We start from the raw sequence: 15,219 nt of genomic DNA on the forward strand, positions 1-15,219 counted from the left end.
CCGTTCAGGTAGCGGAAAGGGTGTCGTGGGTATCGAGCAGACGGTCCAGGTAATCGTGGGCCAGACGACGCGCTTCGTCGCTGTCCAGGCCCTCGGGCGTCAGCGCGCCGCGCAGCCACAGGCCGTCAATCAGGGCGGCCAGGGCCCTGGCGCAGGCGCGCGCCTCGTGACGGGGCATCAGCCGGCGGAACTGGTGACAGAGATTGGCGTAGAGGCGCCGGTCGTTGACGTTCTGAAGGCGCGCCAGCGTCGGTCGATGCATGCTGCTGGCCCAGAAGGCCAGCCAGGTCTTGGCGACCGGGCCGGTGACCTGGCTGCTATCGAAGTTGCCATCGATGATGGCGCCGATGTGCGCCCGCGGGCTCGTGGTCTTGAGCGCGTTGCGCCGTGCGGCCACCGCCGCGCCCAGGTCGCTCAGGATCTGTCGCATGGTGCCCTCCAGCAGGCCGTCCTTGCCGCCGAAGTAGTGACTGATGATGCCGGCGGAGACTCCCGCATGGCGGGCGATGCGCATCACCGTCGCGTCGGCCAGGCCGACTTCATCGATGGCCGCCATGGTCGCCTTGATCAGCTGCTGGCGGCGGATGGGTTCCATTCCGACCTTTGGCACCGTTGCTGGCTCCTGTCCCGAGAATTGATGTTGCACCCAACGTACGAGGCGTGGTTACCATGTAGCATGCCATTTCTTTATTGAACGTTCAATCAATAAAGGTCTGGTCGGATCCCCTTTGTCGGTCGGCGGCGCTGCCGCCGCGGCTATACTTGATGTCCAACAAGAGGAACGCTCCCATGAACATGACTCTCCTGAATCGTCGCACGGCCCTTGGTGTCGGCGCCGCCGCTCTCGGATTCGCCGTCGCGCCGCTGCAGGCCGCCGAGCCCGAGAGCTGCGAGAAGGTGCGCTTCGCCGAGGTCGGCTGGACCGACATCACGGCCACCACCGCCCTGACCACCGAGGTGCTCGAGGCGCTGGGCTACGAGACCCGCATCGATACCGTCTCGGTGCCGATCGCCTATTCCGGCATGAAGAACGACGACTTCGACGTCTTCCTGGGCAACTGGATGCCCTCCATGGCCTCGATCAGCGATCCCTACGTCGAGGATGGCAGCGTCGATCGACTGGGGGCCAACCTCGAGGGCGCCAAGTACACCCTGGCGGTGCCGCAGTACGTGCACGATGCCGGCGTCACCTCGGTGGCCGATCTCGCCGAGCATGCCGAGAAGTTCGACAGCAATATCCATGGCATCGAGGCCGGCAACGACGGTAACCAGCTGATCCAGCAAATGATCGACGACGATGCCTTCGGCCTCGGCGACTGGTCGCTGGTCGACTCCAGCGAGGCCGGCATGCTGGCCGAACTGACCGCCAGGACGCCCGAGGAGACGTGGATGGTGTTCCTCGGCTGGGAGCCGCACCCCATGAACACCAACTATGACATGGCCTACCTGTCGGGGGCCGATGACTACTTCGGCCCCAACCTGGGCGGGGCGACCGTCTATACCAACACCCGCGGCGGCTACGCCGAGGAGTGTGGCAACGTCGGGACGCTGCTCGAGAACCTCGAGTTCACCCTCACCATGGAGAACCAGCTGATGGGGCAGATCTCGGATCAGGGCGAGGATCCCCGCGAGGCGGCCCGCGCCTACCTGCAGGCCAATCCCGCGGTGCTCGAGACCTGGCTCGAAGGCGTCACGACCCGCGAGGGCGAGCCGGGACTGGCGGTGGTGAAGGACGCGCTCGATATCGAGAGCTGAGTGCCTCGCGGGCTTGCCATGGCGCGAGCTCGCGTGCATAATTCATCCCCGTTGCCCGGCCCTGGTCGGGCAACCTGTTGATAAGGCTACGTAGCTCAGCTGGTTAGAGCACATCACTCATAATGATGGGGTCCCCTGTTCGAATCAGGGCGTAGCCACCAGAACACGCAAAAACGCCCGTCAGGCTCCGGCCCGTCGGGCGTTTTTCGTTGGGTCTTTTCGTTGAGTTCCGCCGGGCCTTGCGGGTACCAAATTGCCCATCGCGGCTTGACCTTGCGAGCCCGATCCGTATACTACGCCCCGTGTTCGAGGTCATTCCCCGATAGCTCAGTTGGTAGAGCAAATGACTGTTAATCATTGGGTCACAGGTTCGAGTCCTGTTCGGGGAGCCAGCTTCGCTCAGCATGCCACCGCGTATGCAGCGACGAACACTTTGCGGCATGCGGTCATTCCCCGATAGCTCAGTTGGTAGAGCAAATGACTGTTAATCATTGGGTCACAGGTTCGAGTCCTGTTCGGGGAGCCAACCGCTCCTAGCTGCCTGTCGCATTACCTCGCAATATCCAGCATCGTTCCCCGATAGCTCAGTTGGTAGAGCAAATGACTGTTAATCATTGGGTCACAGGTTCGAGTCCTGTTCGGGGAGCCAATCCTTCTCGGTGCTGTTTGTCGTCTTTCTAGCTAGTCGTTTCTCCTTTCCCGTCCGTCGTTTCCCCTCAGCGCTGTTTTCGCCAGCCGGTCGCGTCCATGTGTGCCGCGATGTCTCGCGTTGCCGCACTCCAGGCCGCGTACCGTCTTCGATGCAGTCTGGCATCGGCAAGGTTCTCGCCACGCCGTAGCGTCGCCGCGACGTGAGCGCTGGGCTGCCACTCAAGCCCGGGCGGACAGCAAGACGCCGGACCCTGGGGTCCGGCGTCGTCGTCATGGGCGGGCGATTGAGTTCAGCGCGTCAATTGAGTTCCGCATAGTGCCAGCCGTCTTCCAGCTGGCGATAGTCCAGCAGGATCTGGGCGGTCTCGAGGATCTGGGCGCGGTCGATCGGCTCATCCTCGGCGTCAGCGTCAGCGGTCTCGTCCTCGTCGCGGGTGTCGGTCCAGTCCTCCAGCGGCTCCAGGCCCAGGGCCCGGCGGCGCTCGTTCTCCAGCGCCAGCTGCTCCGCTTCCTGCGCCTCGACCTCGCGCTTGCGCTGTTCTCGGTTGAGGCTGACGCTGGTGTGCTGCGCGCGAAGCTGGCGGGCGAGCTCGGAGCGCCGCTCGAGGTAGTGGAAGTTCGGCTGCTCTTCGGCGCGCTCGAGGTGGCGGGCGCGCAGCGTCTCCAGGTAGCGGCGGGGTTCGCCGTAGGTGCGGTACTGCACCTCGCGCACGGTGTCCCAGGGCAGGGCGTTGTCGAGGCTGCTCTCGCCGATCAGCTCGGGGTCGATCAGGCTCGGGAAGGCGATGTCCGGCTCCACGCCGCGGTGCTGGGTGCTCTCGCCGGAGATGCGGTAGAACTTGGCGCGGGTCAGCTTGATCTCGCCGTGGCTGAGCTCGTTGAGGGTCTGCACCGTGCCCTTGCCGAAGGTGTCGTTGCCGACCACCAGGCCGCGGCCATAGTCCTGAATGGCGCCGGCGAAGATCTCCGAGGCTGAGGCCGAGAGGCGATTGACCAGCACGGCCAGGGGGCCGTCGTAGAGGGCGCCGCTCTCGGTGTCGCCATAGAGGCTGATGCGCCCGCGGGCGTCACGGACCTGGACGGTGGGGCCGCGATCGATGAACAGTCCGATTAGCGAGTTGGCCTCCTGCAGGGCGCCGCCGCCGTTGTTGCGCAGGTCGAGCACGATGCCCTCGACGCCCTCGGCCTGGAGGCGCTCGACCTCGCGGGCGACGTCGCGGGTAGTGCTGCGGAAGTCCTCCTCACCGGCCTGCCAGGCATCGAAGTCGACGTAGAAGGTCGGCACCTCGATCACACCGAGACGATGCGTGCCGTCCTCGCGCTCGACCTCGATCACTTCGCCCTGGGCGGCCTGGTCCTCGAGGTCCACGGTGTCGCGGGTGATGTCGATCACCGTGGAGCGGGTCATGTCGACGGCCTGGGCGGGCACCACGTCCAGGCGGACCACCGAACCCTTGGGGCCGCGGATCAGGTCGACCACGTCGTCGAGCCGCATGCCCACCACGTTGACGATCTCGCCGTCCTCCTGACCCACGCCGACGATGCGGTCGGCGGGGTGCAGGGCGCCGTCGCGCTCGGCCGGGCCGCCGGCCACCAGGCTCGAGACCTTGACGAACTCGCCGTCGGCCTGCAGCAGGGCGCCGATGCCCTCCAGCGAGAGTCGCATCTGGATGTCGAAGGATTCGCCCTGTCGCGGCGAGAGGTACTCGCTGTGCGGGTCGACGCTGCCGGTCACCGCGGCCATGAAGAGCCCGAAGACGTCGGCCGCGTTGGTCTGGCGCAGCCGCGAGAGTTGCCCCTCGTAACGCTGGCGCAGGGTGTCGGTCACCTGGTCGGCATCCTGGTCGCTGATGGTCAGGCTCAGGGCGGCGTTGTTGAGGCGCTTCATCCACAGCTCATCAAGTGCCGCCTCGCTGGCGGCCCAGGGGCTGTCCTCGCGCTCCAGCTCCAGGCGCTGGTTGCTGTCGAAGGCGAAGTCGATGCCCTCGTCGAGCCGCGCCAGCATCCACTCGAGGCGCTGCTCGGCGCGTTCGTGATAGCGCTGGTAGAGGGCGAAGGGGCGGGCCAGTTCGGCGTCGAGCAGTGCCTCGTCCATGCCGGTTCGCAGGTCGCTGAAGGCGGCCACGTCGCGGTCCAGCAGGTAGGCGCGCTGGCCATCGAGGATGTCCAGCAGGCGCTGGAAGGCCCGCCGCGACCAGGTGTCGTCGAGGCTCACGTCGGCGTAGTGGCCGTAGCGCAGCGACTCGGCCACTTCCGCGGCCGCCTGACGCTGATCATCGTTCGGCTCGAGACTGGCCAGGGCCGGCGGTGTGGCCAGCAGCAGACCCAGCACCGCCGCTCGCCCAAGGGTGACTAACAGGCTCATCGATGAAGCACTCCCCGATTCGTGTACACTCACTCTTCATCCAGACCCCGACCCGGCCGTCGAGTTGCATGGACAGACTTGCCATTGTATCAGCTTGGCCGTGTCGTCAAGACCCCCGAAACGTCCCGCGATAGAGGAATTCCATGTCCGAGGATGCCCGCCTCGAGCGTCTGCTCGACTTCCTGCATCGATCCCCCACGCCCTGGCATGCCACGGCCAACATGGCCGCGCGTCTCGAGGCCGCCGGTTTCATACGCCTCGATGAGACCGCTTCCTGGCAGCTCTCGCCCGGCGAGCGGGTCTACGTGACCCGCAACGACTCCTCGATCATCGCCCTGCAGCTGCCCCGCGAGCCGCTCGCGGCCCTGCGCCTGATCGGTGCCCATACCGACAGCCCCGGCCTGCGCCTCAAGCCCAACGCCGCCCAGTGTGCGGCGGGCTGGCTGCAGCTGGGCGTCGAGGTCTACGGCGGGGCGCTCTTGGCGCCCTGGTTCGATCGCGACCTGGGGCTGGCCGGGCGGGTGCACGTGCGCCACGGCGATGGCCGCATCGAGGGCGTGCTGCTCGACGTCGAGCGGGCGGTGGCGATCATCCCGAGCCTGGCCATCCATCTGGATCGCGAGGCGAATAACGGGCGGGCCATCAATGCCCAGACCGAGATGGCTCCGGTGTTGCTGCAGGATGGCGGCCGACCCGATCTCGAACGGCTGCTTGCGCAGTGGCTCGAGGAGCAGCACGGCCTGACCGAGGTCGAGGTGCTCGATTTCGAGCTGGCGTTTCGCGACATGCAGGCGCCGGCGCGGGTCGGCATCGAGGGCGAGCTGGTCGCGAGCGCCAGGCTCGACAACCTGCTCTCCTGCTTCGCCGGCCTGGAGGCGCTGCTCGAGAGCGACGGCCGCCAGGGGGCGGTGCTGGTGGCCAACGACCACGAGGAGGTCGGCAGCGCCAGCGCCTGCGGCGCCCAGGGGCCCTTCCTCGGCGACGTGCTGCGGCGGGTGAACGCCCAGCTCGGCGAGGCGGGGGAGGAGGGCTTCATCCGCCTGATCCAGGCCTCGCGGCTGATCTCCTGCGACAACGCCCACGCCCTGCATCCCAACTTCCAGGACAAGCACGACGCCGCCCACGGCCCGGCGCTCAACGGCGGGCCGGTGATCAAGGTCAACGCCAGCCAGCGCTATGCCACCAACAGCGCGACCGCGGCGCTGTTCCGGGACCTGTGTCGCGAGGCCGACGTGCCGGTGCAGACCTTCGTGACCCGGGCCGACATGGGGTGCGGAAGCACCATCGGCCCGATCACCGCCACCGGGCTCGGGGTGCCGACCCTGGACGTGGGGGCGCCCCAGTGGGCCATGCACTCGATCCGCGAGACCGCGGGCGCCCGGGACGTGGACTACCTAGTGCGGGCGCTGACCGCCTTCGTCAATCGCGCCGAGCTGCCCTGAGCGTCTTGATCCCCGGCGGGACGCCGGGGGTCATCTCGCCGCTGTCACAGCGCCTGACGCCATACAACGCAAAAAGCCCGCCTGGCGAACCAGGCGGGCTTTTTAGTATCTGGTGGCTACGCCCTGATTCGAACAGGGGACCCCATCATTATGAGTGATGTGCTCTAACCAGCTGAGCTACGTAGCCGAACAACGGGGGCGAAGTCTACGCATCTGCCGTGCCCCCGTCAAGCCCCAGCGGCGCCATGAGCGCCTTCGGGGCGCCCCGGCGGCTCAGACGTTGAAGCGGAAGTGGATGACGTCGCCATCCTTGACGATGTACTCCTTGCCCTCCAGGCGCCACTTGCCGGCATCCTTGGCGCCCTGCTCGCCGCCCAGGCTGACGAAGTCGTCATAGGCGATGACCTCGGCGCGGATGAAGCCCTTCTGGAAGTCGGTGTGGATCACCCCGGCGGCCTCGGGGGCGGTGGCGCCGACCTTCACCGTCCAGGCGCGGACCTCCTTCACGCCGGCGGTGAAGTAGGTCTGCAGGCCCAGCAGCGCGTAGCCGGCGCGAATCACCCGGTCGAGGCCGGGCTCTTCCATGCCCAGCTCGTCGAGGAACATGGCGCGCTCCTCGTCCTCGAGCTCGGCAATCTCGGCCTCGATCTGGTTGCAGACCGGCACCACGACGGCATCCTCGGCGGCGGCGATCCTGCGCACCGTGTCGAGGTAGGGGTTGTCCTCGAAGCCGTCGTCGTTGACGTTGGCGATGTACATGGTGGGCTTGAGCGTCAGGAAGCCGAAGCCCTTGAGCTGCTGCTTATCGTCGTCATCGAGGCCGAAGCTTCTCAGCGGCTGGCCTTCGGCCAGGTGGGGCTGGATGCGCTCGAGGATCGCCTTGGTGGCGATGGCCTCCTTGTCGCCGCCCTTGGCCACGCGGACCAGGCGCTGGATAGCGCGCTCGACGGTGTCCAGATCGGCCAGTGCCAGCTCCATGTTGATGATCTCGATGTCCGCCTCGGGATCGACCTGGTTGGCCACGTGGATGACGTTGTCGTTATCGAAGCAGCGCACCACGTGGGCGATGGCCTCCGTCTCACGGATGTTGGCCAGGAACTTGTTGCCGAGCCCCTCGCCCTTGGAGGCACCCGCCACCAGGCCTGCGATGTCGACGAACTCCATGGTGGTAGGCAGCACCTTCTGGGGCTTGACGATCTCGGCCAGCTTGTCGAGGCGCGGGTCCGGCATCGGCACGATGCCGACGTTGGGCTCGATGGTGCAGAAGGGGAAGTTTTCGGCGTCGATGCCCGACTTGGTCAGGGCATTGAAGAGGGTGGACTTGCCGACGTTGGGCAGGCCGACGATACCGCAGTTGAAACCCATGGGATCTTCCTGGAAAGCGAGTTCGGGAATGGAGAATGGCCGGCATTCTACGCGAAAAGCACGTCGTGCCGACAGCGCCTTGGCGGGATCGGCGATGCTGGCGCCGCCGGGGGCGCTCACCCCTTGAAGCTGTGCAGCCGGTTCATGGCCTTCGCCCAGTCGCCATCGACGGCCTGGGGGAGGGTGGCCAGGCACTCGTCGATGGCGGCGTCGATGGCGCCACGCTCCGCCTTGCCGGGGCGACCCAGCACGTAGTGGGTCACCTGGCGAGCCTCGCCGGGGTGGCCGATGCCGATGCGCAGGCGGTGAAACGACTTGTCGTTGCCCAGGGCGCGGATGATGTCGCGCAGGCCGTTGTGACCGCCGTGGCCGCCGCCGGTCTTGTAGCGAGCCGTGCCCGGCGGCATGTCCAGTTCGTCATGGGCCACCAGCAGCTCGTCGGGGGCGAGCTTGAAGAACTGGCAGAGTGCCGCCACGGACCCGCCGCTGCGGTTCATGAAGGTGGTGGGCTCGAGCAGATGCAGCTCCCGGCCGTCGAGCCGGACCCGCGCATGCCGGCCCAGGAACTTGCGCTCGGGGCGCAGCTCCCCGCCCGCCGCCCTCGCCACGGCGTGCACCAGCCAGGCGCCGGCGTTGTGGCGGGTGGCCTCGTAGTCGGCGCCGGGGTTGCCCAGACCGATGATCGCTTTCAACTGGCTCATGCCGGTCTCCTCGCGTGCGGCGTGATGGCAAAAAAAATCAAGCGCCGAGGCGCTTGATTCCTGACGACGAGGCGGGCATGTCGAGGCTCCGACATGCCCGCCGGGCAAGACCGATTACTCGGCGTCGCCCTCGCCCGCGGCTTCTTCGCCACCGGCTTCTTCTTCGCCCTCTTCCTCTTCGCTACCACGGACCTTGGCCTTGGTGACGCTCAGGATGGCGTTGTCATGATCCTCACCGTGGGTCAGGGCGACCAGGGTCACGCCGGCCGGCACGCTGAGGTCGGACAGGTGCAGGGTGGTACCCATCTCGACGGCGCTGATGTCGACTTCCAGGTACTCCGGCAGGTCCTTCGGCAGGCAGCTGATCTCGACCTCGGAGGCCAGCTGGTGCAGCTCGCCGTCGTGGTCCTTGATGGCCACACAGGCGTCTTCACCGGTCACGTGCAGCGGCACGTTCAGGGTCAGCTCGTGGGTGGCGTCGACGCGCAGGAAGTCGGCGTGAGTCACCAGCGGCTTGAAGGGGTGACGCTGCAGGTCACGCACCACGACCTGCTGGGCCTTGCCGTCCACCTGCAGGTTGATGATGGAGGAGAAGAACGCCTCGTCTTCCAGCGCCTTGTAGAAGCTGGTCTTGTCGACGGAGATCGGCTGCGGCGCCTGCTCACCACCATAGATGATGGCCGGCACCTGGGCGTTCGCACGACGCAGGCGGCGGCTCGCACCTTTCCCCAGGTCGTTTCGAACGCTGGCATTGAGTGTGTAATCGGACATGAAATTGCCTCTTTCTGAAGGTAAGGAAGACGCCGTGGCCCGCGACCAGACCGCGGCGTTTCCGGGAGCCCCGTAGGGCGCTGCTCCGACGCCTCGTCCCGCCGTGCCGTCCGCCGAGCGCTGCCCGGCGATTCGGCCTCAGTGGAACATGGCGCTGACGGATTCTTCGTTGCTGACCCGGCGGATCGCCTCAGCGATCAGCCCGGCCACGCTGAGCTGGCGGATGTTGCCGCTGCGACGCGCGGCCTCGCCGAGCGGGATGGTGTCGGTCACCACCACCTCGTCGAGCACCGAGCCCGAGATGTTGTCGACGGCGGGGCCGGACAGGATCGGGTGGGTGGCGTAGGCTACCACGCGACGGGCTCCGCGCTCCTTGAGGGCCTCGCCGGCCTTGCACAGGGTGCCGGCGGTATCGATCATGTCGTCCACCACCACGCAGGTGCGGTTCTCGATCTCGCCGATGATGTGCATCACCTGGGCCTGGTTGGCCGAGGGGCGGCGCTTGTCGATGATCGCCAGGTCGGCGTTGAGCTGCTTGGCGATGGCGCGGGCGCGGACCACGCCGCCGACGTCGGGCGAGACGACGACGAGATCGTCGTAGTTCTGGCGCTCGATGTCGTCGAGCAGGATCGGCGAGCCGTAGACGTTGTCCACCGGCACGTCGAAGAAGCCCTGGATCTGGTCGGCGTGCAGGTCCATGGTCATGACCCGGTCGACGCCGGCCTTGACCATCATGTCGGCGACGATCTTGGCGGAGATCGGCACGCGGGCGGAGCGCACGCGGCGGTCCTGACGGGCATAGCCGAAGTAGGGGACCACGGCGGTGATCCGGGTGGCGGAGGCGCGGCGCAGCGCGTCCACCATCAGGATCAGTTCCATCAGGTTGTCGTTGGTCGGTGCACAGGTGGGCTGCAGGACGAAGACATCCTTGCCGCGCACGTTCTCGTTGATCTCGACCGCGACTTCGCCGTCGCTGAACTGGCCGACCGTGGCGTTGCCCTGGCGGGTATCCAGGCTCTCGGCGACTTTACGGGCGAGGTCGGGATTGGCATTCCCGGCGAAAACCATCAATTTTGACACGCGCAGCCACCTTTGCTGTGTTGGGTCTTCAGGGGTTGGGGTCGACGGGGGTCCGGTCGGGATGGCTGGGGCAGCAGGATTCGAACCTGCGCATGGCGATACCAAAAACCGCTGCCTTACCGCTTGGCTATGCCCCAGGATCAGCGCCGTACCGGGCTGTCGGAATGCTCTCGACGCTTGCAGGCGGCGAGGGTCATCGACCCAGCGCAACATGTAGAGGTGAGCGGTTCAGCCCGCGCGCCTTGATGGCGTGCCAGCCGTCGGGAACCTCGGCCAGGAGACGGTTTGCCTGTGACTCGCTCTCGAGACGGGCAAAGACGCAGGCGCCGGTGCCGGTCAGCATGGCCGGTGCCCGGAGGGCCAGCCAGTCGAGCGCACGCGCCACTTCGGGATAGTGTCTCCGGACGGTGTCCTGACAGTCGTTCCGCCAGCTCCCCGCTCCCCCCTGCAGTGCGCGCGCCATGGTAATCGGGGGGGTATGGCGTGTCAATTCAGGCGCCCCGAACACCGCCGGGGTGGAGACCGTCACGCCGGGATGGATGACCAGAAACCAGGGGGTGTCGAGGGCCACCGGCGTCAGGCGTTCGCCGATGCCTTCAGCCCAGGCGGCGTGGCCGTGCACGAACACCGGGACGTCGGCGCCGAGGCTGAGGCCCAGACGGGCGAGCTCGGTCAGTTCCAGGCCGAGCCCCCAGAGGGCATCGAGGCCGAGCAGGGCGGTGGCAGCATCCGAGCTGCCGCCGCCAAGCCCCCCGCCCATGGGCAGGCGCTTGTCGAGGTGGATGTCGGCGCCCAGGCGCCGCCCGGTCTCGGCCAGCAGCAGGCGCGCGGCGCGCAGAATCAGGTTGTCCGCGGGCGCGACGCCGTCGAGGCTCGGCGAGAGGCGCAGCTCGCCATCCGTGCGGCGGCGCAGGGTGAGGGTATCGCCGGCGTCGAGGAACTGGAACAGCGTCTGCAGCTCGTGATAGCCGTCCGGCCGGCGGCCGGTGATGTGCAGCAGGCGATTCAGCTTGGCCGGGGCGGGCAGCACCAGCGGCTCGGCCCGGGGTGGAGAGCAAGGCGCAGAACGTGTCGCAGTGAGGGGGGCGCTTGGGGGCATGGCGTCACTCATCGAGGGTGGGGCGCCAGTCGGTGACCACCAGGGTCGCCCGCAGCGTGGCGTAGGTCATCACCATCCTCCGCGGCAGCCACAGGCCGTCGACGCGGGTCCAGTCGCGGTAGGCGATCTCCCAGCCGTCCTGCTCGAGTTGCTGGGGGAAACCCAGCTCGTCGCGCTCCAGCCGATGGGCGCTCCGCGGGGAGGGGAGGCCGCGCACCCAGTCGGAGAGCGCGCTGACCGGCAGCGACCAGCCCAGCTGCTGGGTCATCAGCGCCTCAGGGGTTTCGGCCTCGAAGCGCCCCTCGGCGGTGGTCAGCGAGAAGCGCCCCTCGCGCCCCTCCAGGGTGCTGCGGCCGCTGCCGAAGGGGCCGCTGATCAACAGGCGGTAGTAGTGGGGGTGCTGGCTCCAGTCCAGGTTGGCGCTGGTGGAGTCCTCCGGGGTGCGCAGGCCGACCTTGCCGGCCAGCAACCAGGTGTCGAGCTCCTTGAGGCGCGCTTGCTGTGCCGTCCACTGTCCGGCGGCGCGTTCGCCCTCTGGCGGCGTGGGGCGGCTCGCACAGCCGGCCAGCAGGGCGAGGGCGAGCAGGGGAATCAGCAGTCGCGTGAGGTGCGTCATGGGGAGTTCCGTTATAAAGAGTTCCGTCATGGAACCTTCCGTGATGGAAAGAGCCGTGATGGAAGGTTCTGTGATGGAAGGTTCCGTCCGTCAGGGGGAGGTCGTCGCGCCGGCAGCGTCGAGTTCGGGCCGGCGCCGCAGCAGGTCATCGATCAGCGGGCGCGCCTCGAAGCGCTCTCGCGCCTCCTCGAGCAGGGCGCGGGCCTGGGCCTTCTCGCCGAGTGCCCAGAGCACCTCGATCAGGTGGGCGGCGATCTCCTGGTCGGGCATCGCCGCCCAGGCGCGTCGGAGCCAGGGCAGGGCGCGGGCGGGCTCGCCCTGGCGATAGTGCACCCAGCCGAGGCTATCGAGGATCGCCGGGTTGTCCGGCGCGAGTTCATAGGCGCGTTCGATCAGTGCGCGCGCCTCGTCCAGGCGACCCTCGATATCGGCATCGGCGAGGGTATAGCCCAGCGCGTTGAGGGCGGTGGCGTTGTCCGGGTCGTGCTCGATGAGGTGGCGCAGGTCGGCTTCCATGGCGGCGAGATCGCCGTCGGCGAAGGCGCGCATGGCGCGCTGGTAGCGCAGCCGCTCGTCGTCCGGGCGTCGCGCGAGCTCGCTGTCGAGCAGGGCCTCGGCCTGCTCGGCGAGGCCCGCCTCGTCCAGCAGCTCGACCTCCACGGAGGCCAGTTCGCTTTCGTAGGCCTCGTGGCGCAGACGCTCCAGGCGCAGGAAGCTTCGTGCATCGAGGCGCCGATCGGCCGCCATCAGCATCGTGGCCGCGCTCACCCGCGCCGGCAGGAACTGCTCGCCCTCCGGAACCTGGCGGTAATAGAGGAGGGCGTTGCCGATCTCGCCGCGCTCCTCGGCGATGGCGCCGAGCAGCAGGAAGGCCATCGGCGGGGCCTCGTCGTCGCCGACCAGCGGCAGCAGCAGGCGGCGCGCCGGCGCCAGGTGTTCGCGCTCCAGAAACAGGCGGGCCAGGCCCAGGCGCAGCGAGGGATCGTCGCCGTGCTCGGCGAGCAGCGCCTCGATGGCGTCCTCGGCGGCCTCGACGCTGCCCAGCGCAAGCTCGGCCCGGGCAAGCAGCAGCATCAGGCGGGGATCGCCGGGCGACACCTGAAGGCCTCGGCGGGCGTGCTCGCGCGCCGCCGCGGGGGCGTCGGCCTGGAGCGCGAGGCGTGCGCGCAGGAGCCACAGCTCCGGCCGCTCGGGGGCCTGTCGGGCGAGTCGCGTCAGGCGACGCTCGGCCGCCGCCGGCTGAGCCGCGGCGGCCTCCAGCAGGGCGGTGGCGAGCTCGGCGTCGACGCGGCTCGCGGCCGCGGGGCGCGCCAGGTGGGCCCGCAGGCGGTCGAGCAGCGGGGCCGGGTCGGCGCCGGCGTCCAGCGCGCCCTCGACGAGCCCGAGCAGCGCGTTGCTCGCCTCCTGCTCGTCGGTGCCTTGCTCGATCGCGGCTTGTTCAATCACGTCGAGGCGGTGCGCCAGGGCGGCGGACCAGTCGCCGCGCTGGATGGCGAGGCTCGCCAGCAGCCGCGAGGGGGCGGCGCTGCCGGGGGCCAGGCCCTGCCAGCGCTGCGCCGCCTCCTCGAGCAGCGCGGGATCCTCGCTGAAGCGCGCGGCCAGGGTGGCGCGCTCGGCGAGGGCGACGGAATCGTAGCGCTCGGCGGCCTCGAGGAAGCCCCGGGCGGCACGGGTGTAGTCGCTGCGCTGGCCGGCCATCTCGGCCTGCAGCAGGCCGGCGAGGCCCTCGGCGTCCAGGCCGCGAGTGACCGGGGGCGCCCCGGTCAGCGGGTCGCGCATGGGTTCGGCGGCCGACGAGGCCCCCGGCAGCCCCTGGCAGCCGGCGAGCAGGAAGGCCAGCGTCAGGGGGGCCAGGGGCGCCTGGCGAGAGAGTCGGAGGAGCGTTCCGCGGGGCATGCGCGTCTCGTGCTGGAGGCCGAGCCGCCAGCATAACGGCTCGACCCGCCCGGGCAAAGCGTGATCCCCGTCATGGCATGTCGGGGCGCCTCCGGCGGCAGGCCTGTGTTAGAATGCGGCGCTTCGAGGATGGGCGGTCCGCGCCGCCGGATATCACCATGTCGCCCTTGCCGGAACCACGACTCGCGAAGATGCCGAACGCATGACGCTTCTTGCCCTGGGAATCAACCACCGGACCGCCAGCATCGAGGTGCGCGAGCAGGTCGCCTTCTCGCCCACCCAGCTGGAGTCGGCGCTGGCCGAGCTGCGTGCCCTGCCGGAGGTGCACGAGGCGGCAGTGCTGTCCACCTGCAACCGCACCGAGCTCTACTGCGCCACCGGTTCCGGCGGCGAAGGCGAGATTCTCGAGTGGCTGGGGCGTTTCCACGGTCTCGAGGTCGAGGATCTCACCCGCTGCGCCTATCATTATCGCGAGAACGAGGCGGCGCGCCACCTGATGCGGGTGGCCGTCGGCCTGGACTCCATGGTGCTCGGCGAACCGCAGATCCTGGGTCAGCTCAAGGACGCCTACCAGTCGGCCCGCCAGGCGCGCAGCCTGGGCGGTGAGCTCGAGTGCCTGTTCCAGAATACCTTCGCCGTGGCCAAGCAGGTGCGCACCGAGACCGGCATCGGCCGCAATCCGGTGTCGGTGGCCTATGCGGCCGTGAACCTGGCCAGCCGTATCTTCGGCGACTTTACCCGCTCCCGGGCGCTACTGATCGGCGCCGGCGAGACCATCGAGCTGGTGGCGCGCCATCTCCACGAGGCCGGCGTGCGCCAGCTCACCGTCGCCAACCGCACTCGCGAGCGGGCCGAGGTGGTCTCCGGGCCGCTGGGCGGCCAGGCGATCACCCTCGATGCGATCCCCGACGCCCTGGTCGAGGCCGACATCGTGATCTCCTCCACCGCCGCGCCGCTGCCGATCCTCGGCAAGGGCATGGTCGAGCGGGCCCTCAAGAAGCGGCGTCACCGTCCCGTCTTCATGGTCGACATTGCCGTGCCCCGGGACATCGAGCCCGAGGTGGGGGAGCTCGCCGACGTCTTCCTCTATACCGTCGATGACCTTCAGGAGGTCATCGAGGAGAATCGCCGCCATCGCCAGGTGGCCGCCGACCAGGCCGAGTCGCTGATCGAGCACGGCGTGGGCAACTGGCAGCATGAGCGACGCATCCGCAGCGGCGGTGAGCTGATTCGCGACGTGCGTGCTCACGGCCAGACCCTGCGTGAGCTCTCCGAGCAGCAGGCGCTGGCGCGCCTGGCCCGCGGCGAGGACCCCGAGGCGGTGATCCGCCGGCTGGCCCACCAGCTCACCAACCGCCTGCTGCACCGCCCGACCGTGGCGATGCGCGACGCGGCCTCCCAGGAGCAGCACGACCTGCTCCAGGCCGCCACCACCCTGTTGCTGGATGAATCCACTGACCACTCCCGATAGGATGCGC

The 15,219-nt window shown here is 68.5% G+C and carries 12 protein-coding genes and 6 tRNA genes; 7 read left to right on the top strand and 11 right to left on the bottom strand.

The window, feature by feature from the left end:
• Positions 1-4: 4 nt before the first annotated feature.
• Positions 5-610, bottom strand: a complete 606-nt coding sequence (gene betI / locus ABE957_RS02280) for a transcriptional regulator BetI (protein WP_349757062.1) — start codon at positions 608-610, stop codon at positions 5-7.
• A 179-nt stretch (positions 611-789) separates the two neighbouring features.
• On the opposite strand from betI, the gene ABE957_RS02285 reads away from it, so the two are divergent.
• From ABE957_RS02285 to ABE957_RS02305, 5 genes are all read left to right on the top strand, one after another.
• Positions 790-1,755, top strand: a complete 966-nt coding sequence (locus tag ABE957_RS02285) for a choline ABC transporter substrate-binding protein (protein WP_349757063.1) — start codon at positions 790-792, stop codon at positions 1,753-1,755.
• An 84-nt stretch (positions 1,756-1,839) separates the two neighbouring features.
• Positions 1,840-1,916: transfer RNA gene (locus tag ABE957_RS02290), tRNA-Met, on the top strand.
• Positions 1,917-2,071: 155 nt separating this feature from the next.
• A tRNA-Asn gene (locus ABE957_RS02295) sits at positions 2,072-2,147 on the top strand.
• A 58-nt stretch (positions 2,148-2,205) separates the two neighbouring features.
• Positions 2,206-2,281 (top strand) — tRNA-Asn (locus ABE957_RS02300).
• A 47-nt stretch (positions 2,282-2,328) separates the two neighbouring features.
• A tRNA-Asn gene (locus tag ABE957_RS02305) sits at positions 2,329-2,404 on the top strand.
• A 300-nt stretch (positions 2,405-2,704) separates the two neighbouring features.
• Here the strand turns inward: ABE957_RS02305 and ABE957_RS02310 are convergent.
• The gene (locus ABE957_RS02310; protein ID WP_349757064.1) at positions 2,705-4,771 is read right to left on the bottom strand and encodes a carboxy terminal-processing peptidase; all 2,067 of its coding nucleotides are present in this window, start codon (positions 4,769-4,771) and stop codon (positions 2,705-2,707) included.
• A gap of 143 nt (positions 4,772-4,914) precedes the next feature.
• Here ABE957_RS02310 and ABE957_RS02315 point away from each other — a divergent pair, with 143 nt between their 5' ends.
• On the top strand, positions 4,915-6,213 hold the full coding sequence (locus ABE957_RS02315; protein ID WP_349757065.1) for a M18 family aminopeptidase: 1,299 nt from the start codon (positions 4,915-4,917) through the stop codon (positions 6,211-6,213).
• Between the two features lie 110 nt (positions 6,214-6,323).
• Here ABE957_RS02315 and ABE957_RS02320 read toward each other — a convergent pair.
• The 9 genes from ABE957_RS02320 to ABE957_RS02360 form a co-directional block, all read right to left on the bottom strand.
• Positions 6,324-6,400 (bottom strand) — tRNA-Met (locus ABE957_RS02320).
• Positions 6,401-6,486: 86 nt separating this feature from the next.
• Positions 6,487-7,578, bottom strand: coding sequence for a redox-regulated ATPase YchF (gene ychF / locus ABE957_RS02325; RefSeq protein WP_349757066.1), 1,092 nt, complete (start codon positions 7,576-7,578; stop codon positions 6,487-6,489).
• A gap of 116 nt (positions 7,579-7,694) precedes the next feature.
• Entirely contained in the window at positions 7,695-8,279 is a 585-nt protein-coding gene (pth, locus tag ABE957_RS02330) for an aminoacyl-tRNA hydrolase (protein ID WP_349757067.1), read from the bottom strand.
• Between the two features lie 114 nt (positions 8,280-8,393).
• Positions 8,394-9,050: a 50S ribosomal protein L25/general stress protein Ctc gene (locus tag ABE957_RS02335; protein WP_349757068.1), complete on the bottom strand. Its 657-nt coding sequence runs from the start codon at positions 9,048-9,050 to the stop codon at positions 8,394-8,396.
• Between the two features lie 138 nt (positions 9,051-9,188).
• The gene (locus ABE957_RS02340; RefSeq protein WP_432765384.1) at positions 9,189-10,130 is read right to left on the bottom strand and encodes a ribose-phosphate pyrophosphokinase; all 942 of its coding nucleotides are present in this window, start codon (positions 10,128-10,130) and stop codon (positions 9,189-9,191) included.
• Positions 10,131-10,192: 62 nt separating this feature from the next.
• Positions 10,193-10,267, bottom strand: a tRNA-Gln gene (locus ABE957_RS02345).
• Positions 10,268-10,323: 56 nt separating this feature from the next.
• A complete protein-coding gene (gene ispE, locus ABE957_RS02350) occupies positions 10,324-11,160 on the bottom strand; it encodes a 4-(cytidine 5'-diphospho)-2-C-methyl-D-erythritol kinase (RefSeq protein ID WP_349757069.1) in 837 nt (278 codons plus the stop codon).
• A gap of 73 nt (positions 11,161-11,233) precedes the next feature.
• Positions 11,234-11,845 (bottom strand): lipoprotein insertase outer membrane protein LolB, encoded by a 612-nt coding sequence (gene lolB, locus ABE957_RS02355; RefSeq protein ID WP_349757070.1) that lies wholly within the window; start codon positions 11,843-11,845, stop codon positions 11,234-11,236.
• Positions 11,846-11,935: 90 nt separating this feature from the next.
• A complete protein-coding gene (locus ABE957_RS02360) occupies positions 11,936-13,741 on the bottom strand; it encodes a tetratricopeptide repeat protein (protein ID WP_349757071.1) in 1,806 nt (601 codons plus the stop codon).
• 202 nt (positions 13,742-13,943) lie between these two features.
• On the opposite strand from ABE957_RS02360, the gene hemA reads away from it, so the two are divergent.
• Entirely contained in the window at positions 13,944-15,212 is a 1,269-nt protein-coding gene (gene hemA, locus ABE957_RS02365; protein WP_349757072.1) for a glutamyl-tRNA reductase, read from the top strand.
• The last annotated feature ends 7 nt before the right edge of the window (positions 15,213-15,219 follow it).

This window comes from Halomonas pelophila (genome assembly GCF_040196315.1).
Classification (GTDB): Bacteria; Pseudomonadota; Gammaproteobacteria; order Pseudomonadales; family Halomonadaceae; genus Halomonas; species Halomonas pelophila.